Source organism: Pseudomonas veronii (assembly GCF_002028325.1).
Lineage (GTDB): Bacteria > Pseudomonadota > Gammaproteobacteria > Pseudomonadales > Pseudomonadaceae > Aquipseudomonas > Aquipseudomonas veronii.
Genome location: NZ_CP018420.1, coordinates 5,439,559 through 5,466,519 on the forward strand (window position 1 = coordinate 5,439,559; position 26,961 = coordinate 5,466,519).

Here is a 26,961-nt window from a genome sequence, read left to right on the forward strand (position 1 = left end):
TGCCCCAGCCCAGCGGTTCGCGCCGCTGGGCTTTTCCTGTTTGAGGGTTTCCTGTGCGTTCATTGTTCTGGCGCATCCTGGCCAGTTTCTGGCTGGCTATCGCCTTGGTTGCCGGGCTGTCGATCCTGCTTGGGCATATGCTCAACCAGGACGCCTGGATTCTCAGCCGCCACCCCGGCCTCAATAACCTGGCCGAAGAGTGGACCCAACTCTACGAAGCCCAGGGCGAGGACGCCGCCCAAGACTTGCTGCAACAGCGCAAGCGTCAGTATCACATTGACGTGCAAGTACTCAACGAAAGCGGCGAGCCCGTGGTCCGCGGCACCTTTCCGCGCCGCGCCGCCGCCTTCGAAGCCCGGCAGAACGACAGCAAGGACGGCCACCTGCCCTGGCGGCGCCTGACCGCCGAGTACACCAGCGAAAAGACCGGCGACACCTACCTGCTGATCTATCGCATCCCCCACCCGGAGCTGGACGCCTGGCACCGCAGCAGCCTGATGTGGCCGTTGAGCGCATTGGCGATTGCCCTGGTGGTGCTGACCCTGTTCAGCCTGCTGGTGACGCTGTCCATCACCCGCCCCTTAAGCCGCCTGCGTGGCGCGGTACACGACCTCGGCCAGGCCACCTACCAGCAGAACAGCCTGGCGCAACTGGCCAACCGCCGCGATGAGTTCGGCGTACTCGCCACCGACTTCAACCGCATGGGCGCACGCTTGCAGAGCCTGATCGGCAGCCAGCGCCAGCTGCTGCGAGACGTGTCCCACGAACTGCGCTCGCCCCTGGCCCGCCTGCGTATCGCCCTGGCCCTGGCCGAGCGGGCCGGCCCCGAGGAACGGGAAAGACTCTGGCCGCGCCTGACCCGCGAGTGCGACCGCCTGGAAGCACTGATCAGCGAAATCCTGGTGCTGGCCCGGGTCGATGCCGACAACGCCAGTGCCGAAGACGTCGACCTCATCCCGCTGCTCAAGACCCTGCAAAAGGACGCCCAACTCAGCGCGCCGGACCAAGTGGTGCAACTGAGCGCCGATCCCGACCTGCGCCTCAAAGGCTGGCCGACCATGATCGAACGCGCCGTGGATAACCTGTTGCGCAATGCCCAGCGCTTCAACCCGCCCGGCCAACCGATCGAGTTGCAGGCGCGCCGCCTGGGCGAACGCATTCTGATCAGCGTGCGCGACCACGGCCCCGGCGTCGAAGCCGAGCACCTGAGCCAACTGGGCGAGCCGTTCTACCGCGCCCCCGGCCAAACGGCGCAGGGCCACGGCCTGGGCCTGGCGATTGCACGGCGCGCAGCGGAACGGCATGGCGGCAACCTGATCCTGGCCAATCATCCCGACGGCGGTTTCAGCGCCAGCATCGACCTGCCATTGACGCCGGGGGTTGTCACACCGGTGTGATGATCTTCTATAGTGGCCCTTCTCTTATGGAGGGCCTTCGATGACTGACCTGCTGACTCCCATCCAAGCCGCACTCGATCTACCGCGCACCCCGCTGACCTCGACCGGGGCCGGCGCCCTGCCGTCGATCTTCGCCGTCAGCGACCTGGCCTGCGCCAGCATCGGCGCCGCCGGCCAGGCGGTTGCCCAACTCATCCTGCAACAGACCGGGCGCTTGCCCAGCGTGAGCGTGGACCGACGCCTCGCGTCTTTCTGGTTCTCTTCTTCGATCCGCCCCACAGGCTGGCAAGTACCGCCACTGTGGGACCCGGTGGCCGGCGACTATGCCAGCGCCGACGGCTGGATTCGCTTGCACACCAACGCGCCGCATCACCGTGCGGCTGCCGAGCGGGTGCTGGGCCACGTCGCTGACCGTGCCGAGATGGCGAGCAAGGTCGCCGCGTGGAACGCTGCCGAGCTGGAGCAGGCGATTGTCGATGCCGGCGGTTGTGCCGCGCAGATGCGGTCGTGGCAGGCCTGGCAGCAACATCCCCAAGGCTTGGCGGTGAATGCCGAGCACCTGGTTCAGCGCCAAACCTTTGAACCCACCGCCAACAGGCTCTGGCGCGGCTCGGCGGCTCGCCCGCTGGCCGGCCTCAAAGTGCTGGACCTGACCCGCGTGCTGGCCGGCCCCGTGGCCAGTCGTTTTCTCGCCGGGCTGGGCGCGGACGTGTTGCGCATCGACTCGCCGACCTGGAACGAGCCGGGCGTGGTGCCGGAAATGACCCTGGGCAAACGCTGTGCGCGCCTGGACCTGAAAACCGCCGCAGACCGCCAGGTTTTCGAAGGGTTGCTCAAAGACACCGACATCCTGTTCCACGGTTACCGCGCCGATGCCCTCGAGCAATTGGGCTACACCGCCAGCGCATTGCAGCAGCTCGCCCCCGGCCTGATCGACGTGAGCCTCAACGCCTATGGCTGGAGCGGCCCGTGGCGCAATCGCCGGGGCTTCGACAGCCTGGTGCAGATGAGCTGCGGCATCGCCGACGCGGGCATGGTCTGGAAACACACGGATGAACCTGTGCCGCTGCCGTTGCAGGCGCTGGATCACGCCACCGGCTACTTGATGGCGGCCAGCGCGATCCAGGCCCTGCGCGAGCGCTTGGCGTCCGGCCGTGGCGGCTCGGCGCAATTATCGTTGGCGCGCACGGCAAAATGCTTGATGGAGGCCGGGCCGGTTCCGGAGCAACCGGCATTGCGGGCCGAAGCCCTCGAAGACCAGGGGCTGGTGGTGGAGCAAACCGCCTGGGGACCGGCGCACCGATTGCTCGCGCCGCTGACCATCAGCGGCACACCGTTGCAGTGGGATTTGCCGGCAGGGGAATTGGGGTCGCACCGGCCTCGCTGGTGACCTGAGACCGCCATCGCGGGCATGCCCGCGATGAGGCCCACACGATCAAGCCACCCAGCTCATAACGACAACACCCCGCTATACAGCCCATACGCCGCCAACCCCGCGCCCGCAATCACACAGGCGAAAATGCCTTTTTCCACATGGGTAAACAACGGCAGGCCCTGCTCGCGCTTGGCCAGGGCAAACAGCACCACGCCCGGCGCATACAGCAACGCCGACAGCAGCAAGTACTTCAGGCCCCCGGCGTACAGCAGCCACACCGCGTAGCCCAATGCAATCAGGCCCACCAGCAGATCTTTCAGACGCTGGCGCTGGGCGCCTTCGTAGGTTTCCCCGCGCCCGCTCAACAACACCGCGTAGGCCGCCGACCACAGGTAAGGCACCAGGATCATGGATGAAGCCAGGTAAATCAGGGTGGTGTAGGTGCTTTCGGAAAACAGCGTGATCACCAGGAATATCTGGATCATCACATTGGTCAGCCACAGCGCATTGACCGGCACCTGATTGGCGTTTTCCTTTTTCAGGAAGGCCGGCATGGTCTTGTCATGGGCCGTGGCGTAGAGGATTTCCGCGCAGAGCAGCGCCCATGACAACAACGCGCCCAGCAGCGATACCGCCAAACCGATGCTGATCAGCAGCGCGCCCCAGGGACCGACGATGTGCTCCAGCACGCCGGCCAGGGACGGGTTCTGCAATTGCGCCAGTTCCGCCTGGCTCATGATCCCCAGGGACAGCAGATTCACCAGCACCAGCAACGCCAGCACACCGAGAAACCCGATCACCGTGGCCCGGCCCACGTCCGAGCGCTTCTGCGCCCGCGCCGAGTACACGCTGGCGCCCTCAATGCCGATGAACACGAACACCGTGACCAGCATCATGTTGCGCACCTGATTCATCACACTGCCGAAATGCGGCTTGCCCAGGCCCCAGATGTCGGCGGTGAAGACATCGGCCTTGAACGCCACGCCGGCGATGACCACGAACATCAGCAGCGGCACGAGCTTGGCCACGGTGGTGATCTGGTTGATGAACGCCGCCTCCTTGATCCCGCGCATCACCAGAAAATGCACGGCCCACAGCAACACCGAGGCGCAGCCGATGGCCACAGGCGTATTGCCCTCACCGAATACCGGAAAAAAATAGCCGAGGGTGCTGAACAGCAACACGAAGTAACCGACGTTGCCCATCCACGCACTGATCCAGTAACCCCAGGCGGACGAGAAGCCCATGTAGTCGCCGAAACCGGCCTTGGCGTAGGCATACACCCCGGAATCCAGCTCGGGTTTGCGGTTGGCCAGGGTCTGGAACACAAATGCCAGGGTCAGCATGCCCACGGCGGTGATCGCCCAGCCGATCAATACCGCGCCGACTTCCGCGCGCGCGGCCATGTTTTGTGGCAGGGAAAAAATCCCGCCGCCGATCATGGAGCCCACCACCAGGGCGATCAAGGCGCTGAGTCGAAGCTTTTCAGACGATTGCGACATGAATTCTCCAGAATTAAAAGAACCACCGTGTACTCAACTAATTTACGCAGGCGCGTTAGCGTTTATCAGATATCGCGAATAAAACGCAGGCTCTAATAACCCAAAGGCATGTCAAAAAATAGAGTTTAGTCAAATTTATAAATTAAATAAGTATTGAACTTTAAGGTTTTGAGCGTCTTGCCAAGCCGGCCCGGAAAAAGTTTGCACATTCACCAAAAGGGACTAGCTTGAAACGTCCCGGCAATCAGGAAACCTTAACAATAAAAAAGCGCATAGAGGCTCTATGACGAGCGTCTTGGCGGCACTATCGCGCGCACGGCATTTTCACTCTAAGTCATTAATTCACAATGGAATGTGCCAATGATGTGATCTAAGTCAGCTGTTTGATTAGCGCACGGAATTATTCTGTGGTCTCTCTTCTCCTGCATTGGAGTCATACAATGTCTGAATCTGCCGGAAAACTTCGACTTGGCGCACTGGTTGCACTTGTCGTGGGTTCAATGATTGGCGGCGGGATCTTCTCTCTGCCGCAAAACATGGCGGCCAGCGCCGATGTCGGCGCCGTCCTGATTGGCTGGGTGATTACGGCTGTAGGCATGTTGACCCTGGCGTTTGTGTTCCAGACCCTGGCTAACCGCAAACCCGATCTCGACGGCGGCGTATATGCCTACGCCAAGGCCGGCTTCGGCGACTACATGGGCTTCTCGTCCGCCTGGGGTTACTGGATCAGCGCCTGGCTGGGCAACGTCGGCTACTTCGTGCTCTTGTTCAGCACCCTCGGCTACTTCTTCCCGATCTTTGGCGAGGGCAACACCCCGGCCGCGGTGATTGGCGCTTCGGTGCTGCTGTGGGCCGTGCATTTCCTGGTATTGCGCGGGATCAAGGAAGCGGCGTTCATCAACCTTGTGACCACCGTCGCCAAGGTCGTGCCGCTGGTGCTGTTCGTGCTGATCGCTGTATTCGCGTTCAAGCTGGACATCTTCACCGCTGACATCTGGGGCCTGAAAAACCCGGACCTGGGCAGCGTGATGAACCAAGTGCGCAACATGATGCTGGTCACCGTGTGGGTGTTCATCGGCATCGAAGGCGCAAGCATCTTCTCGGCGCGGGCCGAAAAACGCAGCGACGTGGGCAAGGCCACTGTGATCGGCTTTATCACCGTGTTGCTGTTCCTGATGCTGGTCAACGTGCTGTCCCTGGGCATCATGACCCAACCGGAACTGGCCAAGCTGCAGAACCCGTCGATGGCGGCCGTGCTGGAGCACGTCGTGGGCCACTGGGGCGCCGTGTTGATCAGCGTCGGCCTGGTCATCTCGCTGCTCGGCGCGCTGCTGTCGTGGGTGCTGCTGTGTGCGGAGATCATGTTCGCCGCCGCCAAGGACCACACCATGCCGGAGTTCCTGCGCCGCGAGAACGCCAACCACGTGCCGGCCAATGCCCTGTGGCTGACCAACGCTCTGGTCCAGGTGTTCCTGGTGATTACCCTGTTTTCCGCCAGCACGTACCTGTCGCTGATCTACCTCGCCACCTCGATGATCCTGGTGCCTTACCTGTGGTCGGCAGCTTATGCGCTGCTGCTGGCGGTACGTGGCGAGACCTACGAAAACGCCCCGGCCGAGCGCAGAAAGGACCTGATCATCGGCGCGATCGCGCTGATCTACGCGGTCTGGCTGCTCTACGCCGGCGGTACCAAATACCTGCTGCTCTCCGCCCTGCTCTATGCCCCTGGCGCGATCCTGTTCGCCAAGGCCAAGCATGAACTGGGCAAACCGATTTTCACCAACGTCGAGAAGCTGATTTTCGCTGCGGTGGTCGTTGGCGCCCTGGTGGCTGCCTATGGCCTCTACGCCGGCTTCCTGACTATGTAATTGTTGCTCACTGGAGGATCTGTAATGACCACGGAAAAAGTGAAGTACGGCGTACATTCCGAAGCCGGCAAACTGCGTAAAGTCATGGTGTGCTCCCCAGGTTTGGCCCACCAGCGGCTGACCCCCAACAACTGCGATGAACTGCTGTTCGATGATGTGCTGTGGGTGGCCCAGGCCAAGCGCGACCATTTCGACTTTGTCACCAAGATGCGCGAACGGGACATCGATGTGCTGGAAATGCACAACCTGTTGACCGATATTGTCGCCATCCCCGAAGCCCTGGACTGGATTCTGGAACGCAAGATCACCGCCAACCAGGTCGGCCTCGGCCTGATCAACGAAGTCGGCTCGTGGCTGCGCAGCCTGGAGCCGCGCAAAATCGCCGAGTTCCTGATCGGCGGCGTGTCGGCCGATGACCTGCCGGACAGCTTCGGTGGCAAGACCATCGAGATGTTCCGCGATTTCCTCGGCCACTCCAGCTTCATCCTGCCGCCGCTGCCGAACACCCAGTTCACCCGCGACACCACCTGCTGGATCTTTGGCGGCGTGACGCTGAACCCGATGTACTGGCCGGCGCGACGCCAGGAAACCCTGCTGGCCAGCGCCATCTACAAATTCCACCCCGAGTTCACCAACGCCGACTTCCAGATCTGGTACGGCGACCCGGACCAGGACCATGGCAACGCCACCCTCGAAGGCGGTGACGTCATGCCGCTCGGCAACGGCGTGGTGTTGATCGGCATGGGCGAGCGTTCGTCGCGCCAGGCCATCGGCCAACTGGCGCTGAACCTGTTCAAGCACAAAGCCGTCGAGCGCGTCATCGTCGCCGGCCTGCCGAAATCCCGCGCCGCGATGCACTTGGATACCGTGTTCAGCTTCTGCGACCGCGACCTGGTCACCATCTTCCCCGAAGTGGTCAGCCAGATCGTCGCCTTCAGCCTGCGCCCGGACGACAGCAAGCCCGGTGGCATCGATGTGCGCCGTGAAGACGCAAGCTTCCTCGACGTGGTCGCCACCGCCCTCAAGCTCAAAACCCTGCGTGTGGTCGAAACCGGCGGCAACAGCTTCGCCGCCGAGCGCGAGCAGTGGGACGACGGCAACAACGTCGTGGCCCTGGAGCCTGGCGTGGTGATCGGCTACGACCGCAACACCTACACCAACACCCTGCTGCGCAAGTCCGGCGTGGAAGTCATCACCATCAGTGCCGGTGAACTCGGCCGTGGCCGTGGCGGCGGCCACTGCATGACCTGCCCGATCATCCGCGACCCTATCGACTATTAATTTCCAGGCCTTGGCCGCCGCCCACAAGGCGTCGGCCAAGGGGATAACCTGAACACAAGGAGATCCACCATGGCTTTCAACATGCGCAACCGCAGCCTGCTGTCGCTGATGCACCACACCAACCGCGAGCTGCACTACCTGCTGGACCTGTCCCGCGACCTCAAACGCGCCAAATACACCGGTACCGAGCGCGCGCACCTCAAGGGCAAGAACATCGCGCTGATCTTCGAAAAAACCTCGACCCGCACCCGCTGCGCCTTCGAAGTCGCGGCCCACGACCAGGGTGCCCACGTCACCTACATCGACCCGGTGTCGTCGCAGATCGGCCACAAAGAAAGCATGAAAGACACCGCCCGCGTCCTCGGTCGGATGTTCGATGCCATTGAATACCGTGGCTTCGAGCAGGAAATCGTCGAAGAACTGGCCAAGTTCGCCGGTGTGCCGGTGTTCAACGGCCTGACCGCCGAATTCCACCCGACCCAAATGATCGCCGACACCCTGACCATGCGCGAACACAGCGACAAGCCGCTGCATGACATCAGCTACGCCTACCTGGGCGACGCACGCTACAACATGGGCAACTCGCTGCTGATGATCGGCGCCAAGCTGGGCATGGACGTGCGTATCGGCGCGCCGAAAGCCCTGTGGCCCCACGAAGACTTCATCAAACAGTGCCAGGCCTTTGCCGAAGAAAGCGGCGCGCGCATCACCATCACCGAAGACCCTCTTGAAGCGGTGAAGGGCGTGGACTTCATCCACACCGATATCTGGGTGTCCATGGGTGAGCCAGTGGAAGCGTGGGACGAGCGTATCGAGCAACTGCTGCCGTACCAGGTCAACGCCAAGATGATGAAAGCCTCGGGCAACCCCCGGGTGAAGTTCATGCACTGCCTGCCGGCGTTCCATAACAGCGAAACCAAGGTTGGCAAGGACATCGCCACGCGTTATCCGAACCTGGCCAATGGCGTGGAAGTGACCGAAGAGGTGTTTGAATCCCCGGCCAACATTGCCTTTGAACAGGCGGAAAACCGCATGCATACCATCAAGGCGATCCTGGTGTCGGCGTTGGCGGATATCTGATTTCGACACAACGCCTACTGTAGGAACACGGTCAAAATGTGGGAGGGGCGGTGCGACGATTCGACTTGCCCCCGATAGCGGTGTATCAGTCGACACAAGTATTGAATGTTAGCCCGCCATCGGGAGCACGCTCCCTCCCACACTTAGTCCTGTGTTCACACGCTGAACTCTAGAAGGATTGCATTATGCGTATCGTCGTTGCACTGGGCGGTAACGCCCTGCTCCGCCGTGGTGAACCCATGACAGCGGACAACCAACGCGCCAATATCCGAATCGCTACCGAACAGATCGCCAAAATCCATTCCGGCAACGAACTGGTGATCGCCCACGGCAATGGTCCGCAAGTCGGCCTGCTGTCGTTGCAGGCAGCGGCCTACACCAGCGTCTCGCCGTACCCGCTGGACGTGCTCGGTGCCGAAACCGAAGGCATGATCGGTTACATCATCGAACAGGAACTGGGCAACCTGCTGGACTTCGAAGTCCCGTTTGCCACCCTGCTCACCCAGGTCGAAGTGGACGCCAACGACCCGGCCTTCAAAAAACCCAGCAAACCGATCGGCCCGGTGTACTCCCAGGCCGAAGCCGAGAAACTCGCCGCGGAGAAAGGCTGGACCATTGCCCCGGATGGCGATAAATACCGCCGCGTGGTGGCCAGCCCGCGGCCGAAACGCATCTTTGAAATTCGCCCGATCCAATGGCTGCTGGAGAAAGGCAGCATCGTGATCTGCGCCGGCGGTGGCGGTATCCCGACGATGTATGGCGAAGACGGCAAACTGCGCGGCATTGAAGCAGTCATCGACAAAGACCTGTGCTCATCGCTGCTGGCTTCGCAACTGGAAGCCGATTTGCTGGTGATCGCCACCGACGTCAACGCGGCGTTTATCGACTACGGCAAACCCACCCAGAAGGCTATCAGCCAGGCCCACCCGGACGACATGGAAAAACTCGGTTTCGCCGCCGGTTCCATGGGGCCCAAGGTCCAAGCGGCCTGCGAGTTCGCCCGCCAGACTGGCAAAACCGCGGTGATCGGTTCACTCTCGGACATCGAAGCCATCGTCCAGGGCACCGCCGGCACCCGTGTCAGCACAGCGACCCCTGGCATCCGTTATCTGTGAAGTTGAGGAGAAACGCCTATGGCTACCTTTGCACCCGGGCACTTGCACATCGAACGTCACGCGCTGCACGACGGCGACTACAGCTACAACCTGTGCATCGACTATGAAATCAGCCAGCATCCCAAGGAAGGCCAGGGGATGCTGTTCACCCTGCATGGGTCGGTGCAGGGCAAGGACCTCAAGGAAGAATTCTTCCTGCCCAAGGACCAGGCCTTCGACTTTGCCCGGCACGCGATGAATATCGCGCAGAAGTACGGGATGCCGAAGAGCGCGACACTCAATGGCGAGATGCACAAGCAGTACGACTCGATGTTCGAAGATGTGCGGCATCAGTTGAATGTGAAGCCCGGCGACCCCGTCAAACCCGAACACCTCGCATAACTCGGTCCAAATGTGGGAGGGGCAAGTCGAATCGTCGCACCGCCCCTCCCCCATTTTTGATCTCCCCCCCTGTCTGGCATACTTGCCGCCTCTCGCTCCCCAGAATTGTCAGCCGCCCCATGCGTATCCACGTCAGCTTCATCGACCGCGTCGGCATTACCCAGGAAGTCCTGGCCTTGCTCGGTGGGCGCAATCTCAACCTGGACGCGGTCGAGATGGTGCCGCCCAACGTCTACATCGACGCGCCGACCCTGAGCGCCGAAGTCCTCGAAGAGTTGCGGGACGCGCTGTTCAGCGTCAACGGCGTGCAGGCAGTGACCGTGGTGGACATCCTCCCCGGCCAACGCCGCCACCTGCAACTCGACGCCCTGCTGGCGGCCATGACCGACCCGGTGCTGGCCCTGGACAGCGCAGGCAAGATCCTGCTGGCCAACCCGGCGTTGATCGCCTTGTACGGTCGCGAACCGGCCGGCGAAAGCATCAGCGAACTGTTCAACGATCCGGCCTTGCTCGACACCTTGCTGGAGCAAGGCTTTCGCTTGCCTCTGCGCGAGATCAGCGTCAACGGCCAGACCTTGCTGCTGGAGGCGACGCCGATCACCGATGCCGGTGCCCTGCTCAGCCTCTACCAGCCCAACCGCATCGGCGAACAATTGTCGGCGCTGCACCACGACCATGCAGAAGGTTTCGATGCGCTGCTCGGCGAGTCGCCGGCGATCCGCACCCTCAAGGCGCGCGCGCAGCGTGTCGCGGTACTCGATGCGCCGCTGTTGATCCAGGGCGAGACCGGCACCGGCAAAGAGCTGGTGGCGCGGGCCTGCCACGCCATCAGCGCACGCTGCAGTGCGCCGTTCCTGGCGCTGAACTGCGCGGCGCTGCCGGAAAACCTCGCCGAAAGCGAACTGTTCGGCTACGCCCCCGGCGCCTTTACCGGGGCCCAGCGCGGCGGTAAGCCGGGGCTGATGGAACTGGCCAACCAGGGCACGGTGTTCCTCGATGAGATCGGCGAAATGTCGCCGTACCTGCAGGCCAAGCTGCTGCGCTTTCTCAACGACGGCAGCTTTCGCCGGGTAGGCGGCGACCGCGAAGTGAAGGTGAACGTGCGTATCCTCAGCGCCACCCACCGCGACCTGGAGAAGATGGTCGCCGAGGGCACCTTTCGCGAAGACCTGTTCTACCGCCTCAACGTCCTCAATGTCGAAGTGCCGCCCCTGCGCGAGCGCGGCCAGGACATCCTGCTGCTGGCGCGCTACTTCATGCAGCAAGCCTGCGCGCAGATCCAGCGCCCGGTCTGCCGCCTGGCCCCCGGCACTTACCCGGCCTTGCTCGGCAACCGCTGGCCGGGCAACGTGCGGCAGTTGCAGAACGTGATCTTCCGCGCCGCCGCCATCTGTGAAAGCAGCCTGGTGGACATCGGCGACCTGGACATCGCCGGCACCTCGGTCGCACGTCAGAGCGACAGCGAAATCACCAGCCTGGAACAGTCCGTGGAAGACTTCGAACGCAGCCTGCTGGAGAAGCTCTACGCCAGCTACCCCTCGACCCGCCAGTTGGCAAGCCGCCTGCAAACCTCCCACACCGCTATCGCCCATCGCCTGCGCAAATACGGCATCCCCAACAAACCCTGAGCGGGGCGCTGTCCACTGTAGGAGCGAGCTTGCTCGCGAAAAACCCAAGGGCACCGCGTTCATCCAGGCTTCCCACATCATCGTTGACGATCTTCGCGAGCAAGCTCGCGCCTACAGGGCTCGCATTCCAAATTGGGTCTGAGAACGACATCAACTGTACTGAAAGCGCTACAGCGTAACGATATCGCTACAACCCTGCTTTTTGCGCGCCATGCAAGGCTTTGATCCACATAGGCTTTTTTTCCAGCGCCGAACTGTAGCGAAATCGCTACAACCTCAGCCGGCAACGCATTCGTCATTTTTATCAAGTCATTGATTTATAAACACTTAATGACATTGGCCGCGATATTGCTAAGCAACTCCCCATTATTCCAATCCCGTCCACCAGACGAATCTGGCCCCGAGGAGTTTCCATGAGCGAGTTGCGTTTCACTGAAGATCACGAATGGCTGCGCGCCGAAGCTGACGGCAGCGTCACCGTGGGTATCACCGCATTCGCGCAAAATGCGCTGGGTGATGTGGTTTTCGTGCAACTGCCAGAGTTGCAGGCTTACGAAAAAGGCGCCGAGGCGTCCACCGTCGAGTCAGTCAAAGCCGCCAGCGGCGTGTACATGCCCCTGGACGGTGAAGTGCTCGAAGTGAACGCCGAGCTGGAGGGCCGCCCGGAACTGGTCAACGAAGACCCGATGGGCGAAGGCTGGTTCTTCCGCTTTAAACCCGCCGATGCCAACGCAGTGACTACGCTGTTGGATCAGGATGCGTATGACCGCCTGATCAAAGCCACCGCCGAAGCCTGAGGAGCGCGCCATGACGATCAACTTGAGCACCGCCAACGAATTCATCGCCCGCCACATCGGCCCGCGCCAGGAAGATGAGCAGCAGATGCTCGCCAGCCTGGGCTTCGACTCCCTGGAAGCCCTGAGCGCCAGTGTGATCCCGGAAAGCATCAAGGGCACCAGCGTGCTCGGCCTGGAAGATGGCTTGAGCGAAGCCGAGGCCCTGGCCAGGATCAAAGCCATCGCCAGCCAGAACCAACTGTTCAAGACCTACATCGGCCAGGGCTACTACAACTGCCACACGCCGTCGCCGATCCTGCGCAACCTCCTCGAAAACCCGGCCTGGTACACCGCCTACACCCCGTACCAACCGGAAATTTCCCAGGGCCGCCTGGAAGCGCTGCTGAATTTCCAGACCCTGATCAGCGACCTCACCGGCCTGCCGATCGCCAACGCTTCGCTGCTCGACGAAGCCACCGCCGCCGCCGAAGCCATGACCTTCTGCAAGCGCCTGAGCAAGAACAAGGCCAGTAATGCCTTCTTCGCCTCGATCCACAGCCACCCGCAGACCCTCGACGTGCTGCGCACCCGTGCCGAGCCGCTGGGCATCGACGTGGTGGTGGGCGATGAACGCGAACTGAGTGATGTCAGCCCGTTCTTCGGCGCCCTGCTGCAATACCCGGCCAGCAACGGCGACGTGTTCGACTATCGCGAGCTGACCGAACGCTTCCACGCCGCCAACGCCCTGGTGGCCGTGGCCGCCGACCTGCTGGCCCTGACCGTGCTGACCCCGCCGGGTGAGTTCGGCGCCGACGTGGCCATCGGCAGCGCGCAACGCTTCGGCGTCCCGCTGGGCTTCGGCGGCCCGCACGCGGCGTACTTCTCCACCAGGGATGCGTTCAAGCGCGACATGCCGGGCCGCCTGGTCGGTGTTTCGGTCGACCGCTTCGGCAAGCCGGCCTTGCGCCTGGCCATGCAGACCCGCGAGCAACATATCCGCCGCGAGAAAGCCACCAGCAACATCTGCACCGCCCAGGTCCTGCTCGCCAACATCGCCAGCATGTACGCCGTGTACCACGGCCCCAAAGGCCTGACCCAGATCGCCCAGCGCATTCACCAGTTGACCGCGATCCTGGCCAACGGCCTGCGCGCCCTGGGCCTGAAAGTCGAGCAAGAACACTTCTTCGACACGCTGACCCTCAACACCGGCACCCGCACCGCCGCCCTGCACGACCAGGCCCGCGCCCAGCGCATCAACCTGCGTGTGGTCGACGCCGAACGTCTCGGCCTGTCGGTCGACGAAACCACCACCCAGGCCGATATCGAAACCTTGTGGGCACTGTTTGCCGACGGTAAAGCCCTGCCGGACTTCGCCGCCAAGGTCGAAGGCAGCCTGCCGGCCGCGCTGCTGCGTCAGTCGCCGATCCTGACCCACCCGGTGTTCAACCGTTATCACTCGGAAACCGAGCTGATGCGCTACCTGCGCAAGCTGGCCGACAAGGACCTGGCGCTGGACCGCACCATGATCCCGCTGGGCTCCTGCACCATGAAGCTCAACGCCGCCAGCGAAATGATCCCGGTGACCTGGGCCGAATTCGGTGCCCTGCACCCGTTCGCCCCGGCCGAACAAAGCGCCGGCTACCTGCAATTGACCTCCGACCTGGAAGCCATGCTCTGCGCGGCCACCGGCTACGACGCCATCTCGCTGCAACCGAACGCCGGTTCCCAGGGCGAATACGCGGGCTTGTTGGCGATTCGCGCCTATCACCAGAGCCGTGGCGATCAGCACCGCGATATCTGCCTGATCCCGTCGTCGGCCCACGGCACCAACCCGGCCACCGCCCACATGGCCGGCATGCGCGTGGTGGTGACCGCTTGCGACGCGCGCGGCAACGTCGACATCGAAGACCTGCGCGCCAAAGCCATCGAGCACCGCGACCACCTCGCCGCGCTGATGATCACCTACCCGTCGACCCACGGCGTGTTCGAAGAAGGTATCCGCGAAATCTGCGGGATCATTCACGACAACGGCGGCCAGGTATACATCGACGGCGCCAACATGAACGCCATGGTCGGCCTGTGCGCGCCGGGCAAGTTTGGCGGCGACGTCTCGCACCTGAACCTGCACAAGACCTTCTGCATCCCCCACGGCGGCGGCGGCCCGGGCGTTGGCCCGATCGGCGTCAAATCCCACCTGGCCCCATTCCTGCCCGGCCACGCGGCCATGGCACGCAAGGAAGGCGCGGTGTGCGCGGCGCCGTTCGGCAGCGCGAGCATCCTGCCGATCACCTGGATGTACATCAGCATGATGGGCGGCGCGGGCCTCAAGCGCGCTTCGCAGCTGGCGATCCTGAACGCCAACTACATTTCCCGTCGCCTGGAAGAGCACTACCCAGTGCTCTACACCGGCAGCAACGGCCTGGTGGCGCATGAATGCATCCTGGACTTGCGCCCGTTGAAAGACAGCAGCGGCATCAGCGTGGATGACGTGGCCAAGCGCCTGATCGACTTCGGCTTCCACGCGCCGACCATGTCGTTCCCGGTGGCCGGCACCTTGATGATCGAGCCGACCGAAAGCGAATCCAGGGAAGAACTGGACCGCTTCTGCGACGCGATGATCGCCATCCGCGAAGAAATCCGCGCGGTGGAAAACGGCACCTTGGACAAGGACGACAACCCGCTGAAAAACGCCCCACACACCGCGGCGGAACTGGTGGGCGAATGGAGCCACCCTTACAGCCGTGAACAAGCGGTGTACCCGCTGGCGTCGTTGATCGACGGCAAGTACTGGCCGCCGGTCGGCCGGGTCGACAACGTGTTCGGCGATCGCAACCTCGTGTGCGCCTGCCCTTCGATCGAGAGCTACGCATAACCTGGTCAAGAATGTGGGAGGGGGCTTGCTCCCGATGGCAGAGTGTCAGTTGATAGATCTGGTGACTGACACCCCCTCATCGGGGGCAAGTCGAATCGTCGCACCGCCCCTCCCACACTTGACCGCGTATGACCTCAAGAATAATAAGAACCTGGAGAACAACTCATGTCGTTAAGCGTGTTCGACCTGTTCAAGATTGGCATCGGCCCCTCCAGCTCCCACACCGTCGGCCCGATGCGCGCCGCCGCGCGCTTTGTCGAGGGCTTGCGCCGTGACGACCTGCTGAGCGCCACCACCTGCGTCAAGGTGGAACTCTACGGCTCACTCGGCGCCACCGGCAAAGGCCACGGCAGCGACAAGGCCGTGTTGCTCGGCCTGGAAGGCGAACACCCGGACACCGTGAACACAGAAACCGTCGCCACGCGCCTGGCACAGATGCGCAGCGCCGGCCGTTTGAACCTGCTCGGCGAACACAGCATTGCGTTCAACGAGAAAGAACACCTGGCGATGATTCGCAAACCCCTCGCCTATCACCCCAACGGCATGATCTTCCGTGCCTTCGACGCCGCCGGCATCCAGATCCGCAGCCGCGAGTACTACTCGGTGGGCGGTGGCTTTGTGGTAGATGAAGACGCTGCCGGCGCCGACCGGATCGTCGAAGACGCCACGCCGCTGACCTTCCCGTTCAAGAGCGCCAAGGACTTGCTCGGTCATTGCGCCACCTACGGGCTGTCCATCAGCCAGGTGATGCTGACCAATGAAAGTGCCTGGCGCCCCGAAGCCGAAACCCGCAACGGCCTGCTGAAGATCTGGCAGGTGATGCAGGACTGTGTGGACGCTGGCTGTCGCAATGAAGGGATCTTGCCGGGAGGCTTGAAGGTCAAGCGTCGTGCCGCCGCCCTGCATCGCCAGCTGTGCAAGAACCCGGAGTCGGCCCTGCGCGACCCGTTGTCGGTACTCGATTGGGTCAACCTGTACGCGTTGGCGGTCAACGAAGAAAACGCCAACGGTGGGCGCGTGGTCACCGCGCCCACCAACGGTGCGGCCGGGATTGTGCCGGCGGTGCTGCATTACTACATGCGCTTTATCCCCGGCGCGAGTGAAGACGGCGTAGTGCGCTTTCTGCTCACCGCCGCCGCGATCGGGATTCTGTACAAGGAAAACGCGTCGATCTCCGGTGCCGAGGTTGGCTGCCAGGGTGAAGTCGGCGTGGCCTGCTCGATGGCCGCCGGAGCGCTGTGCGAAGTGTTGGGCGGCAGCGTGTCCCAGGTCGAAAACGCCGCCGAGATCGGCATGGAACACAACCTCGGGCTGACGTGCGACCCGATCGGCGGCCTGGTGCAAGTGCCCTGCATCGAGCGCAATGCCATGGGCTCGGTCAAAGCCATCAACGCAGTGCGTATGGCCTTGCGCGGCGATGGGCAGCATTTTGTGTCCCTCGACAAGGTCATCCGCACCATGCGCCAGACCGGCGCCGACATGAAAAGCAAATACAAGGAAACCGCCCGTGGCGGTTTGGCGGTCAACATTATCGAGTGCTGACGCTTAGAAGCGCGTCCGCACGTTTTTCAGGAGCTGAATATGTCCACCGAAACCCTGTTGAAAACCCCGTTGCACGCGCTGCACATCGAACTCGGCGCGCGCATGGTGCCCTTCGCCGGCTACGACATGCCGGTGCAATACCCATTGGGCGTGATGAAAGAACACCTGCACACCCGTGATCAGGCCGGGCTGTTCGACGTGTCTCACATGGGCCAGATCCGCCTGACCGGCGCCAATGCCGCCAAGGCCCTGGAAACCCTGGTGCCGGTGGATATCATCGACCTGCCCGTAGGCATGCAGCGCTATGCCATGTTCACCAACGAGCAGGGCGGTATTCTCGACGACCTGATGGTGGCCAACCTGGGGAACGACGAGCTGTTCCTGGTGGTCAACGCGGCCTGCAAGGACCAGGACCTGGCGCACCTGCGTGCCAGGATTGGCGACCAGTGCAGCATCGAGCCGCTGTTCGAAGAACGCGCCCTGCTCGCCCTGCAAGGCCCGGCAGCGGTAAAAGTGCTGGCACGCCTGGCCCCTGAAGTGACCAAGATGACCTTCATGCAATTCACGTCCCTGCGCCTGCTGGGCGTGGACTGCTACGTCAGCCGCTCCGGCTACACCGGTGAAGACGGCTTCGAGATCTCGGTGCCCGCCACCCACGCCGAAAGCCTGGCCCGCAGCCTGCTGGCCGAGACCGAAGTCCAGGCCATCGGCCTGGGCGCCCGCGACTCGCTGCGCCTGGAAGCCGGCCTGTGCCTGTATGGCCACGACATGAACACCGACACCACCCCGATCGAAGCCAGCCTGCTCTGGGCGATCTCCAAGGCCCGTCGCGCCGACGGCGCTCGTGCCGGTGGCTTTCCCGGCGCCGACCGGATCTTTACCCAGCAGCAAGCCGGTGTGAGCCGCAAACGTGTCGGCCTGCTGCCTCAGGAGCGCACACCCGTGCGTGAAGGTGCGGAAATCGTCGACGAACACGGCACCGTGGTCGGCAGCGTCTGCAGCGGCGGCTTTGGCCCGAGCCTCGGCGGCCCGTTGGCGATGGCCTACCTGGACAGCGCGTTCACTGCGTTGGATACCGAAGTTTCTGCACTGGTGCGTGGGAAAAAGGTGCCACTTCGTGTAAGTAAAATGCCATTTGTGCCGCAACGGTACTACCGCGGCTGATTGATTGTTTCTATAAGTAACGCGGTTGCGTTAACGCGCACTAATCTGTAACGCAACCGCCATAAAACAGTGCATTGACGATAGTCATTGTTATAGGGGTCAACCTATAACAAGTGACCATTTCTATCGAATAAGTCGTCCGCCCATTGTTCCCCCAAGTGCCACAAAGCCGAGCAAAAGCTGGGCTTTGCGCAGGGCTTGTTTTTTCTCCATTAGTTGACGTAGAGTTTGCTCACTGTGTTTGCATGGGTCGCTTGGAACCTGGACCTGGGCAGTAGCCAAAGTTTGCTACAACCCGTTCGACGTCTCTTACTTTCCTGCAACCCAGCCCAGTACTCTTTCATGCGAAAGGGGCTGTCATTCATTTTTAGCGTCAAGGAAATAAGAAAATGTCGGATAAACGTCAGAGCGGTACCGTCAAGTGGTTTAACGACGAGAAAGGGTTTGGTTTTATCACTCCAGAAAGCGGTCCGGATCTGTTCGTGCATTTCCGCGCTATTCAGGGCAACGGCTTCAAGAGCCTGAAAGAAGGCCAGAAAGTGTCTTTCGTCGCCGTGCAAGGCCAGAAAGGCATGCAGGCTGACGAAGTGATCGCCGAAGGCTGATCCCTCCTGCGACAAAAAGCCCCTGATGGTGACATCAGGGGCTTTTTTATGGGCGCGGTAAGGGCATTGCGCCGTAAAATGCTTTTTTTCTTCAGAGAGCCGGCCATGTCCAAACCCCTGCTGAGCCCCCAAGGCGAATTCCCCGCCGTTGGCCTGGGCCGTCGTCTGGCAGCGATGTTCTATGACTTCCTCCTCTGCACGGCGCTACTGATTGTCACGGCCTTTCTCTACAAGCTGGTGTGGATCGCATTCGTGGGCGAAGCCAAAATGCGTACCCTCACCGAATCCGGCGCGCTGGACGGCGACCCGCTGCTGTCGACGATTCTGTTCTTCGTGCTGTTTGGCTTCTTCGCCAAGTTCTGGACCCATTCCGGGCAGACCCTGGGCATGCAGGTGTGGGGCGTGCGCGTACAGAACGCCGACGGCTCGCGGATCAGCCTGTGGCAGGCGCTGTTGCGCTTCGTGGTGTCGATTGCATCGTGGTTGTGCGTGGGGCTGGGGTTTATCTGGTCACTGTTCGACAAGCAGAAACGCAGCTGGCACGACATTTATTCTGACACGCAGTTGGTGCAGGTTCCGAAGCGGAAAAAATAACGCCCTGCTGGTGCGGATCAAAATGTGGGAGGGGGCAAGCCCCCTCCCACATGTTCGACCGGGTCAGGCGTTGCCGGCCAGCTTCAGGCGCGCAGCCTGGGTGAAGTCCAACATGCGCTTGAGCGGGCGCACCGCCTGCGGGATCACCGAAGGCTCGACGAAGATCTCGTTACTGCCCTCACGCAGGCACTGCAGCGTGCGCTCCAGCGTATTCATCGCCATCCACGGGCAGTGCGCGCAACTGCGGCACGCCGCGCCGTTGCCGGCGGTAGGCGCTTCGACGAAGACCTTGTCCGGGCACAGCTGCTGCATCTTGTAGAAAATGCCGCGGTCGGTGGCGACAATGAACGTTTTGTTCGGTAAACGCTGAGCGGCGGCAATCAGTTGGCTGGTGGAACCCACTGCATCCGCCAGTTCGATCACCGAGGTCGGGGATTCCGGGTGGACCAGGATCGCCGCGTCCGGGTACAGCGCCTTCATGTCTTCCAGCTGCTTGGACTTGAACTCTTCGTGGACGATGCACGCACCGTCCCACAGCAGCATGTCGGCACCGGTCTGGCGCTGAATGTAAGTACCCAGGTGCTTGTCCGGCCCCCAGATAATGGTCTCGCCGTTGTCCATCAGGCTTTCGACGATTTCCAGCGCGCAACTGGAAGTCACCACCCAGTCCGCCCGCGCCTTGACCGCCGCCGAGGTGTTGGCATACACCACCACCGTGCGTTCGGGGTGTTGATCGCAGAACGCGGAAAACTCCTCCACCGGACAGCCCAGGTCGAGGGAGCACGTGGCTTCCAGGGTCGGCATCAGGATGCGTTTTTCGGGGGTAAGGATTTTGGCCGTCTCGCCCATGAAACGCACACCGGCGACCAGTACGGTCTTGGCCGGGTGAGCAGCGCCGAAGCGTGCCATTTCAAGGGAGTCGGAGACACAGCCGCCGGTTTCTTCGGCCAGGGCCTGAATCACCGGGTCGCAATAGAAGTGGGCGACCAGCACCGCGTCCTGAGCTTTGAGCTCGGCGGCGATGGCGGTACGCAGGCTAGCTTCTTCCTCGGCACTGAGGGCCTTGGGCTGCTTGGCGTCGAGGTGGGCTTGAACCAGAAGGCGTTCGGAAATTTGCGTCATGTTCGCAAGACCTGCAGGCGCCGTTGCGCGAAAGTCGAGTGTACCACCGGCTCTGGAGCCCTTCAGGCGCCGCCGGACGAAGTGATGATGTCATCAAGCACGGGTTAAGGTGAAGCTGCGCAAGGCTACAGAATATCGAATGGATTCAAAAGCCTAATCTGGCATGGCGCGACGCATCTGTCAGGCAAAAAAAAACGCGAAGGCGCATCACTGGGGCTGCGCGCGTTGACCACGATGAACCTCAGCGCATCAGCACATCCGGATCATCCTGCAACAGGACTGAGTCATGCATCTTCGCCAATGCATCCTTCAACGTCGACTGCTCCAGCGCATCCTTGGATTTTTTGCTTTCCCTGCCCGCGTGTTCGAGCAGCGCCAGGTAGTCACGCTTGGATGAGCCTTCCTTCGGCACCACGGTGTCTTCTACCAGGTTGGCCATCACATACTTCTGCGTGTGGGTATTCTGGGAAGCCGACTGTGTGACGGAAGCACGGGGCAATTGGCTGTCTGTATAGGCAAAGCTCGCGGTGCTGCTGGCCCTGTCCTGTACTTGCACATACAGGTAATTCTGCGATTCGCGACTGCCATCAAACACCGGCGGTTTCCCACCATCAAGGCCTTTGTGGAAGCTCGCCGAAAGCACCGATTGCTGGTTCTGTGTGACGCTGCGATCCGCGCTGCTGCGACCATTAACCTGGTTTTTTTGCGACACATTGTAAGAAAAGCTGTCGACCTCTGAAGGGCGTATCGGGTTGGAGCTGTCTACGGCCTGCTTGATGGAAGCCTTGAAGTCCGCCAGACCGGTCAGCAAGCCTTTATCGCTCCCGGCCCGGTCGGCCGTGGTGTTGAGCACCGACTGTGAAATGTCCGCGCCGCCGCCTTTGGCGAACTGCGCCACCAATGCTGCCCCCAAGCCGCTGTAGCGACTGGCCGTGGAGGTCGAGTTAAAGCGGGTGTTGATGATCTTGCTGACTGCGTCCTGGCTGCTATTTTCCCAGGCCCGCACACTTTCCCGACCCGGCATTTGCCCGTCTCGGGAGTAGATATCAACGACATCGGCAGCCGGATTACCGAGGCTGACCACCGACGCTGGTCGCACCGGCAAGACATCGACAGTGTTCGCCGAAATGGCGAGCGGTGTGGCTACAGCGCGAACAATGAGGGGATTGCTAGCGATGATCGGAGTTAGCGTAGTCATGACAGTCCATGTCTTGAAAGCTTAGCCTCCAATCTAGCCAAGATACGCCGCGTATTGACAGCATTAAAGCCGAAATAAGTGGCAAAGAGCCACATCAAAAAAACCGCCTCTTTACCGCATCACGCAGACTCAGGAGCTGTAAGTCAACGCCACACATACCGCGCGATCGCTCGTAGGAATATGTACAGAACGTGCCGGCATTATCCAATGCCTTCCCACAGCAAAAGCAGTGCAGTGCGTAAGGAAGTCGCTGGTGGGGGGAGGTATCTTAATGACATGATGAAGGCCATTTAACCCGCTCGGCCAAACTCAAATGAATAGCACCGTCGGGATGGGCTCTGAGGTCAGCGAACTGGCCACCTCCGGCCTGAGCCAAAACGAAGCGTTCACCGAGCGCGTACTGGCCAGCATCAACGATTGCATCCAAGTACTCGATCTCGATGCCCGCCTCACGTTCATGAGCGAAGGCGGCCGAAACATCATGGAGGTCAGTGACTTCAACACCATCCGTGGCTGCTCCTGGCCCGATTTCTGGCAGGATCAAGGCAACCTAGACGCCAAGGCCGCCGTACAGGCCGCCAGAAACGGCGAGAGCGCCAGCTTTATCGGCCCGGCCCAGACCCTGGCCGGTAACCTGAAGTGGTGGCATGTACAGGTGAGCCCGATCCTGGGCAGTAACGGCCGGCCGGAACAGATCCTCTGCGTATCCCGCGACATCACGGCCCTGCGTGAAGCCGAAGAAGCACTGCGCAAGCTCAACGAGTCCCTGGAACAGCGGGTGGTGGAACGCACCCGCGACCGCGACCGCATCTGGCGCCTGTCCCCGGACCTGATGCTGGTGGCCCAACTCGACGGCGTGATCTCCGCCGTCAACCCAGCCTGGACTCGCATGCTCGGCCACGCCGAACACGACTTGGTGGGCAGCCAGTTGCTTGCCCTGGTTCACCCGGACGACTTGGCCGACTCCGCATCGGCAGTCAGCCGCCTGGGAGACGGCAAGAACTTCCCCAACTTCAAGAACCGTTACCGCCACCAGGATGGCAGCTATCGCATGATCGCCTGGACCGCCGTACCCGACAGCGACTACATCCATGCGGTGGGCCGGGATATCCAGGCCGAAGAAGAAGCCAAGGACGCCCTGCGCCTGTCGGAAGATGCCTTGCGCCAATCCCAGAAACTGGAAACCATTGGCCAACTTACCGGCGGCGTCGCACACGACTTCAATAACCTGCTGACGGTAATCAAATCCTGCGCCGACCTACTCAAGACCCCATCCCTGAGCGAAGTGCGGCGCATCAAATACATCGATGCCATCGCCAGCACCGTCGACCGCGCCGCCCGCCTGACCGCGCAACTGCTGACCTTCGCCCGCCGCCAGGCCCTGCGCCCGGAAGTATTCAATGTCGGCGACAGCGTGTTGCGGGTGGGCGAGATGATGGACAGCCTGACTGGCTCGCGGATCAAGGTCACCATCGAAGTGCCGGATGAGCCCTGCTTTATAAACGCCGATGAAAGCCAGTTCGATACCGCACTGGTGAACATGGTGGTCAATGCGCGGGATGCCATGGCCGGCAATGGCCACTTGACCATCCAGGTCGCGACAGCCGCCTGGCTGCCGTCGGTGCGCGCCCACCCGGGGCGGGTCGCCGACTACGTGACCATCGCATTGAGCGACACCGGATCAGGCATTGCGCCGGAAAAACTCGACGCCATCTTCGAACCCTTCTACACCACCAAAGGCATCGGCCAAGGCACCGGGCTGGGCTTGTCGCAAGTGTTCGGCTTTGCCAAACAGTCGGGCGGGGAGATTCTGGTGCAGAGCGAACGCGGCAAAGGCAGCCAGTTTACGTTGTACCTGCCCAAGGTCGAGGCCAGCACGATCCCGACCGCCCAGGACAACCATCGCGTACCGATCGTCTCGAACTTGTGCGTGCTGATGGTCGAGGACAATGCTGACGTTGGCCTCTACACCTCGCAGACCCTGGAACAGATGGGCTTTCACGTGTTGTGGGTGCCGGACGCCAAGAGCGCACTGGAAGCCCTGGCCCCCAACCCGGAAAGTTTCCAGGTGGTGTTCTCCGACATCTCCATGCCCGGCATGAGCGGCCTGGAACTGCTCGACGCGATCGAGGCGCTCTATCCATGGCTGCCGGTGGTGCTCACCACCGGCTACAACGACGAATACGCGCGCATTGCCCAAGAAGAAGCCAAGCGTTTTGTACTGCTGCAGAAACCCTATGCCACCGAGACGCTGGCCTTGCTCCTGCAAAAGGTCGTCAAGGGCCGTCTGGGCGGCTTGATGGGGGTGGAGTAGGTCGACGCGACTTTAGGATCAGCACGCTGTCGCCTTTCAGCATCGGAAGGCGGGTTGCATGTGGTGGGACTTGGCAGCTTACACGGGCTTTTCACAAGGCAAAAAAAAACCCGGAAATCCTCACTTGCGTGGGCCTTCCGGATTTTCTAAACCGCCAAAAATGGTGGGTCGTGTGGGATTCGAACCTACGACCAATTGGTTAAAAGCCAACTGCTCTACCAACTGAGCTAACGACCCGCTGTGTTGTGGCGCGTATAATACTGATTTCTAAGGATTATTCAACACCTTATTTTAAATAAATCAAAAATAACGCGTTGGGTCCGTAATTCCGGCCATTTTGAAGCCTTCTGCACGCAGTCGGCAGCTGTCGCATTTCCCACAAGCACGGCCGTCATCGTCTGCCTGATAGCAGGAAACAGTCAGCGAATAATCGACGCCAAGCCCTACGCCAGCCTTCACGATATCGGCCTTGCTGAGGTTTTGCAGCGGCGCCAGGATACGGAAGCCCTGCCCCTCTACCCCGGCCTTGGTCGCCAGGTTGGCCATGCGTTCGAACGACTCGATGAACTCTGGGCGGCAGTCCGGGTAGCCGGAATAATCCACTGCGTTGACGCCGATGAAGATATCGCGGGCATTCAGCACTTCCGCCCAGCCAAGGGCCAGGGACAGGAACACGGTGTTGCGCGCCGGGACGTAGGTGATCGGGATGCCTTCGCTGGGTGCTTCCGGCACGTCGATGCTGCTGTCGGTGAGCGCCGAGCCGCCGATGCCGTTGAGATTCAGGCCAATGACCTTGTGCTCGGCCACACCCATGTCGCGGGCGACGCGGGCAGCGGCGTTCAGCTCGGCGCGATGGCGCTGGCCGTAGTCGAAGCTCATGGTGTAGCAGGTGTAGCCTTCAGCCTGCGCCATGGCCACCACCGTGGCGGAGTCGAGGCCGCCGGACAGCAGGATTACCGCACGTTTTTGATCAATCGGTTGTTCAGTCATTTCAGCGTCCTGGCTCGTCGTTCCAAAGGTATTTATGCAGTTGCAGTTGCAGACGGACCGGTAGGTTATCAGCCACCACCCAGTCGGCCAGGTCGCGTGCGTTCAGGTCGTGATGGCTTGGAGAGAACAGCACCTCGCCCGCGCGGCGGTCCAGGCCGTACTGGATCAGCTTGGAGCTCGCCCAGTCGTAATCGTCGCGGGAACAGATCACGAACTTGACTTGGTCGTTGGCCGTCAGCAGGTCCAGGTTCTCGTAGAGGTTGCGATGCGCCTCTTTGGAGCCAGGGGTCTTGAGATCGACCACTCGGCTTACACGCGGGTCCACCGCGGAAATATCCAGGGCGCCGCTGGTTTCCAGGGACACCTCGTAACCGGCGTCACACAGCTGCTTGAGCAAAGGGATGGCGTTGGGTTGCGCCAGCGGCTCACCGCCGGTCACGCAGACGTAGCGCGGCCGGTAACCGGCAACCTGTTCAAGGATGTCTTCAAGGGTTCGCACGGTGCCGCCACTGAAGGCGTAGGCGCTGTCACAGTACTGGCAACGCAGAGGGCAACCGGTCAGGCGCACAAATACTGTGGGCAGGCCGGCCGTTCGCGTTTCACCCTGTAACGAGTAAAAAACTTCGGTGATGCGTAATGTGTCTTGCATAGTCGCCACGGGCGTAACAGCTAAACAGGCTGTCCGCCTCCGTCAGGCACTTCAAGGAATTCCGCCAACGCGTAAACCCCAGGAAGCGTGTTTCATAAAAGGGCGTGGATTCTAACGAAAAAACCCGCGCCAGGCGCGGGTTTCTTCTAAACGGACAGCATCGCTTACAAGCGCTGCAGGTCGCGTTGAGCCAACTGGGCAGCGGAAGTCCCCGGATACTGGGCAACGACCTGCTGCAGAATGCCTTTGACCTTGTCGGTGTGACCCAGGCGGCGTTCTACGTCAGCGAGTTTGTACAGCGAATCCGGCACCTTGGCGTGCTTGGGGTACAGCTGGCTGACCTTGGCAAATGCCTGGCCAGCCCCCTGCAGATCACCCTTTGCCAGGTTTACCTCACCCAGCCAGTACTGGGCGTTGCCCGCGTACTGACTGTTTGGGTAACGACCGAGGAATGCGGTGAAGGCCTTGCTGGCCTTGTCGAAATCCTTGGCCTTGATCAGGTCGAAGGCTGCATCGTAATACAGTTTTTCCTTCGCCGGATCACCCGGTTCGCTGCTGGCGGCAGGGGCTGCGGCGGCGGCCCCTGCTGCAGCACCACCGGCGGCGGCACTTGGCGCGCCACCGGCAGAAGAATTATCAGGAGTAGCGGCAGGTGTAACGCCGGCTCCTATGCGTCGATCAAGATCCTGGTATCGCTCCAGGCCTTCTTGCTTCAGCTGGTTCACTTGATTCTGCAGAACTTCAATGGCGCCTTGTTGCTGCGACAATTGATCCTGCATGCGTTGCAACTGGTTGAACAGTTCGCCCTGTGCCGAGGGAGCGGACGTAGCCGCCCCCCCAGCATAGGCGCCGTTCGTGCCATAACCTGCTGGCGGATAACTGCTCCCGCTATTGTTATAGCCTGAGTTGCTATCTTCCACAGGAACCGCAGCCCACACCGCAAGCGGCGCGAGGCTGAGAGCCAATACAGTTAGAGCACGACGGCACGTTCGCATGACGAATTACTTACGCAGTTCGACGCGACGGTTTTGAGCCCAGGACTGCTCGTCGTGGCCAGTAGCAACTGGACGCTCTTTACCGTAGGAAACCAGTTCCAGTTGGCCTGGAGCAACACCTTGCAGTACCAGATAGCGCTGAACGGCTTTCGCACGACGCTCGCCCAGTGCCATGTTGTACTCGCGAGTACCACGTTCGTCGGTGTTACCTTCCAGAACAACGCGAGCGCCGTTAGCTTTCAGGTCCTTCGCGTGAACGTCCAGAGCGCGCATGGCTTCTGGTTTCAGGTCCGAACTGTCGTATTCGAAGTAGAAAGTGGTGATTGCGCGCAGAGCAGCTTCTTCGCTCAGGGAGCCGTCAACTGCACCAGTGTTGGCGCCATAACCAGCGTTTGGATCAACAGCTGCGCCTTCACCGGCATTGTCGCCGCCTTTAGACGAGCAACCAACGGCTACGGACAGAGCCAGAGCCAGAGCAGCAAACTTACCAAACTTCAGCATTTCCATCGTGAA

Annotated in this window: 22 protein-coding genes and 1 tRNA gene; 15 read left to right on the forward strand and 8 right to left on the reverse strand. The window is 61.4% G+C overall.

All coding sequences use genetic code 11. The annotated features are described in order from the left end of the window. Positions 1 to 53: 53 nt before the first annotated feature. Together PverR02_RS24880 and PverR02_RS24885 are read left to right on the forward strand one after the other, a co-directional pair. Positions 54 to 1,397: a sensor histidine kinase gene (locus tag PverR02_RS24880; protein WP_057004521.1), complete on the forward strand. Its 1,344-nt coding sequence runs from the start codon at positions 54 to 56 to the stop codon at positions 1,395 to 1,397. Positions 1,398 to 1,437: 40 nt separating this feature from the next. Further along, complete coding sequence (locus PverR02_RS24885; protein ID WP_079444583.1) at positions 1,438 to 2,787, forward strand: CoA transferase; 1,350 nt, start codon at positions 1,438 to 1,440, stop codon at positions 2,785 to 2,787. Between the two features lie 59 nt (positions 2,788 to 2,846). On the opposite strand, the gene arcD (PverR02_RS24890) is transcribed toward PverR02_RS24885, so the two are convergent. Beyond that, complete coding sequence (arcD, locus tag PverR02_RS24890) at positions 2,847 to 4,274, reverse strand: arginine-ornithine antiporter (RefSeq protein WP_046382266.1); 1,428 nt, start codon at positions 4,272 to 4,274, stop codon at positions 2,847 to 2,849. Positions 4,275 to 4,714: 440 nt separating this feature from the next. Between arcD (PverR02_RS24890) and arcD (PverR02_RS24895) the strand changes: the two genes are divergently transcribed. The 12 genes from arcD (PverR02_RS24895) (at position 4,715) to PverR02_RS24950 (ending at position 19,180) form a co-directional block, all read left to right on the forward strand. After that, a complete protein-coding gene (gene arcD / locus PverR02_RS24895) occupies positions 4,715 to 6,142 on the forward strand; it encodes an arginine-ornithine antiporter (RefSeq protein ID WP_026140052.1) in 1,428 nt (475 codons plus the stop codon). 24 nt (positions 6,143 to 6,166) lie between these two features. Continuing rightward, positions 6,167 to 7,423, forward strand: a complete 1,257-nt coding sequence (gene arcA / locus PverR02_RS24900; RefSeq protein WP_017847148.1) for an arginine deiminase — start codon at positions 6,167 to 6,169, stop codon at positions 7,421 to 7,423. A 69-nt stretch (positions 7,424 to 7,492) separates the two neighbouring features. Continuing rightward, on the forward strand, positions 7,493 to 8,503 hold the full coding sequence (locus PverR02_RS24905; protein ID WP_017847147.1) for an ornithine carbamoyltransferase: 1,011 nt from the start codon (positions 7,493 to 7,495) through the stop codon (positions 8,501 to 8,503). 185 nt (positions 8,504 to 8,688) lie between these two features. Beyond that, entirely contained in the window at positions 8,689 to 9,618 is a 930-nt protein-coding gene (gene arcC, locus PverR02_RS24910; protein WP_017847146.1) for a carbamate kinase, read from the forward strand. An 18-nt stretch (positions 9,619 to 9,636) separates the two neighbouring features. Beyond that, entirely contained in the window at positions 9,637 to 9,999 is a 363-nt protein-coding gene (locus PverR02_RS24915) for a DUF5064 family protein (protein WP_079444584.1), read from the forward strand. 119 nt (positions 10,000 to 10,118) lie between these two features. Next, entirely contained in the window at positions 10,119 to 11,627 is a 1,509-nt protein-coding gene (locus tag PverR02_RS24920; RefSeq protein ID WP_079444585.1) for a sigma-54-dependent transcriptional regulator, read from the forward strand. Positions 11,628 to 12,040: 413 nt separating this feature from the next. Beyond that, complete coding sequence (gene gcvH / locus PverR02_RS24925) at positions 12,041 to 12,424, forward strand: glycine cleavage system protein GcvH (protein ID WP_079444586.1); 384 nt, start codon at positions 12,041 to 12,043, stop codon at positions 12,422 to 12,424. Positions 12,425 to 12,434: 10 nt separating this feature from the next. Continuing rightward, the gene (gene gcvP, locus PverR02_RS24930) at positions 12,435 to 15,275 is read left to right on the forward strand and encodes an aminomethyl-transferring glycine dehydrogenase (protein WP_046382262.1); all 2,841 of its coding nucleotides are present in this window, start codon (positions 12,435 to 12,437) and stop codon (positions 15,273 to 15,275) included. Positions 15,276 to 15,440: 165 nt separating this feature from the next. Then, on the forward strand, positions 15,441 to 16,817 hold the full coding sequence (locus tag PverR02_RS24935; protein ID WP_057004524.1) for an L-serine ammonia-lyase: 1,377 nt from the start codon (positions 15,441 to 15,443) through the stop codon (positions 16,815 to 16,817). Positions 16,818 to 16,856: 39 nt separating this feature from the next. After that, positions 16,857 to 17,981 carry a glycine cleavage system aminomethyltransferase GcvT gene (gcvT, locus tag PverR02_RS24940; protein ID WP_079444587.1) on the forward strand — a complete coding sequence of 375 codons (1,125 nt, stop codon included), beginning with the start codon at positions 16,857 to 16,859 and terminating at the stop codon, positions 17,979 to 17,981. A gap of 389 nt (positions 17,982 to 18,370) precedes the next feature. Further along, a complete protein-coding gene (locus tag PverR02_RS24945; RefSeq protein ID WP_017847139.1) occupies positions 18,371 to 18,586 on the forward strand; it encodes a cold-shock protein in 216 nt (71 codons plus the stop codon). A 105-nt stretch (positions 18,587 to 18,691) separates the two neighbouring features. Beyond that, positions 18,692 to 19,180 (forward strand): RDD family protein, encoded by a 489-nt coding sequence (locus tag PverR02_RS24950; protein ID WP_046382260.1) that lies wholly within the window; start codon positions 18,692 to 18,694, stop codon positions 19,178 to 19,180. Positions 19,181 to 19,243: 63 nt separating this feature from the next. On the opposite strand, the gene nadA is transcribed toward PverR02_RS24950, so the two are convergent. Together nadA and PverR02_RS24960 are read right to left on the reverse strand one after the other, a co-directional pair. Next, positions 19,244 to 20,302, reverse strand: a complete 1,059-nt coding sequence (gene nadA, locus PverR02_RS24955; protein ID WP_017847137.1) for a quinolinate synthase NadA — start codon at positions 20,300 to 20,302, stop codon at positions 19,244 to 19,246. Positions 20,303 to 20,543: 241 nt separating this feature from the next. After that, positions 20,544 to 21,500: a hypothetical protein gene (locus PverR02_RS24960; protein WP_407691831.1), complete on the reverse strand. Its 957-nt coding sequence runs from the start codon at positions 21,498 to 21,500 to the stop codon at positions 20,544 to 20,546. Between the two features lie 313 nt (positions 21,501 to 21,813). Here PverR02_RS24960 and PverR02_RS24965 point away from each other — a divergent pair, with 313 nt between their 5' ends. Beyond that, positions 21,814 to 23,814, forward strand: a complete 2,001-nt coding sequence (locus tag PverR02_RS24965; RefSeq protein WP_227778713.1) for a hybrid sensor histidine kinase/response regulator — start codon at positions 21,814 to 21,816, stop codon at positions 23,812 to 23,814. A gap of 161 nt (positions 23,815 to 23,975) precedes the next feature. Here the strand turns inward: PverR02_RS24965 and PverR02_RS24970 are convergent. The 5 genes from PverR02_RS24970 to pal all read right to left on the reverse strand — a co-directional run bounded on the left by PverR02_RS24970 (position 23,976) and on the right by pal (position 26,955). After that, positions 23,976 to 24,051 (reverse strand) — tRNA-Lys (locus PverR02_RS24970). Positions 24,052 to 24,114: 63 nt separating this feature from the next. After that, positions 24,115 to 24,789 (reverse strand): 7-cyano-7-deazaguanine synthase QueC, encoded by a 675-nt coding sequence (queC, locus tag PverR02_RS24975; RefSeq protein ID WP_162231531.1) that lies wholly within the window; start codon positions 24,787 to 24,789, stop codon positions 24,115 to 24,117. 16 nt (positions 24,790 to 24,805) lie between these two features. Beyond that, positions 24,806 to 25,453, reverse strand: coding sequence for a 7-carboxy-7-deazaguanine synthase QueE (gene queE, locus PverR02_RS24980; protein WP_017847133.1), 648 nt, complete (start codon positions 25,451 to 25,453; stop codon positions 24,806 to 24,808). Between the two features lie 164 nt (positions 25,454 to 25,617). Next, positions 25,618 to 26,448: a tol-pal system protein YbgF gene (gene ybgF / locus PverR02_RS24985; protein ID WP_046382258.1), complete on the reverse strand. Its 831-nt coding sequence runs from the start codon at positions 26,446 to 26,448 to the stop codon at positions 25,618 to 25,620. A 6-nt stretch (positions 26,449 to 26,454) separates the two neighbouring features. Then, positions 26,455 to 26,955: a peptidoglycan-associated lipoprotein Pal gene (gene pal / locus PverR02_RS24990; protein ID WP_003209827.1), complete on the reverse strand. Its 501-nt coding sequence runs from the start codon at positions 26,953 to 26,955 to the stop codon at positions 26,455 to 26,457. Positions 26,956 to 26,961 lie beyond the last annotated feature (6 nt).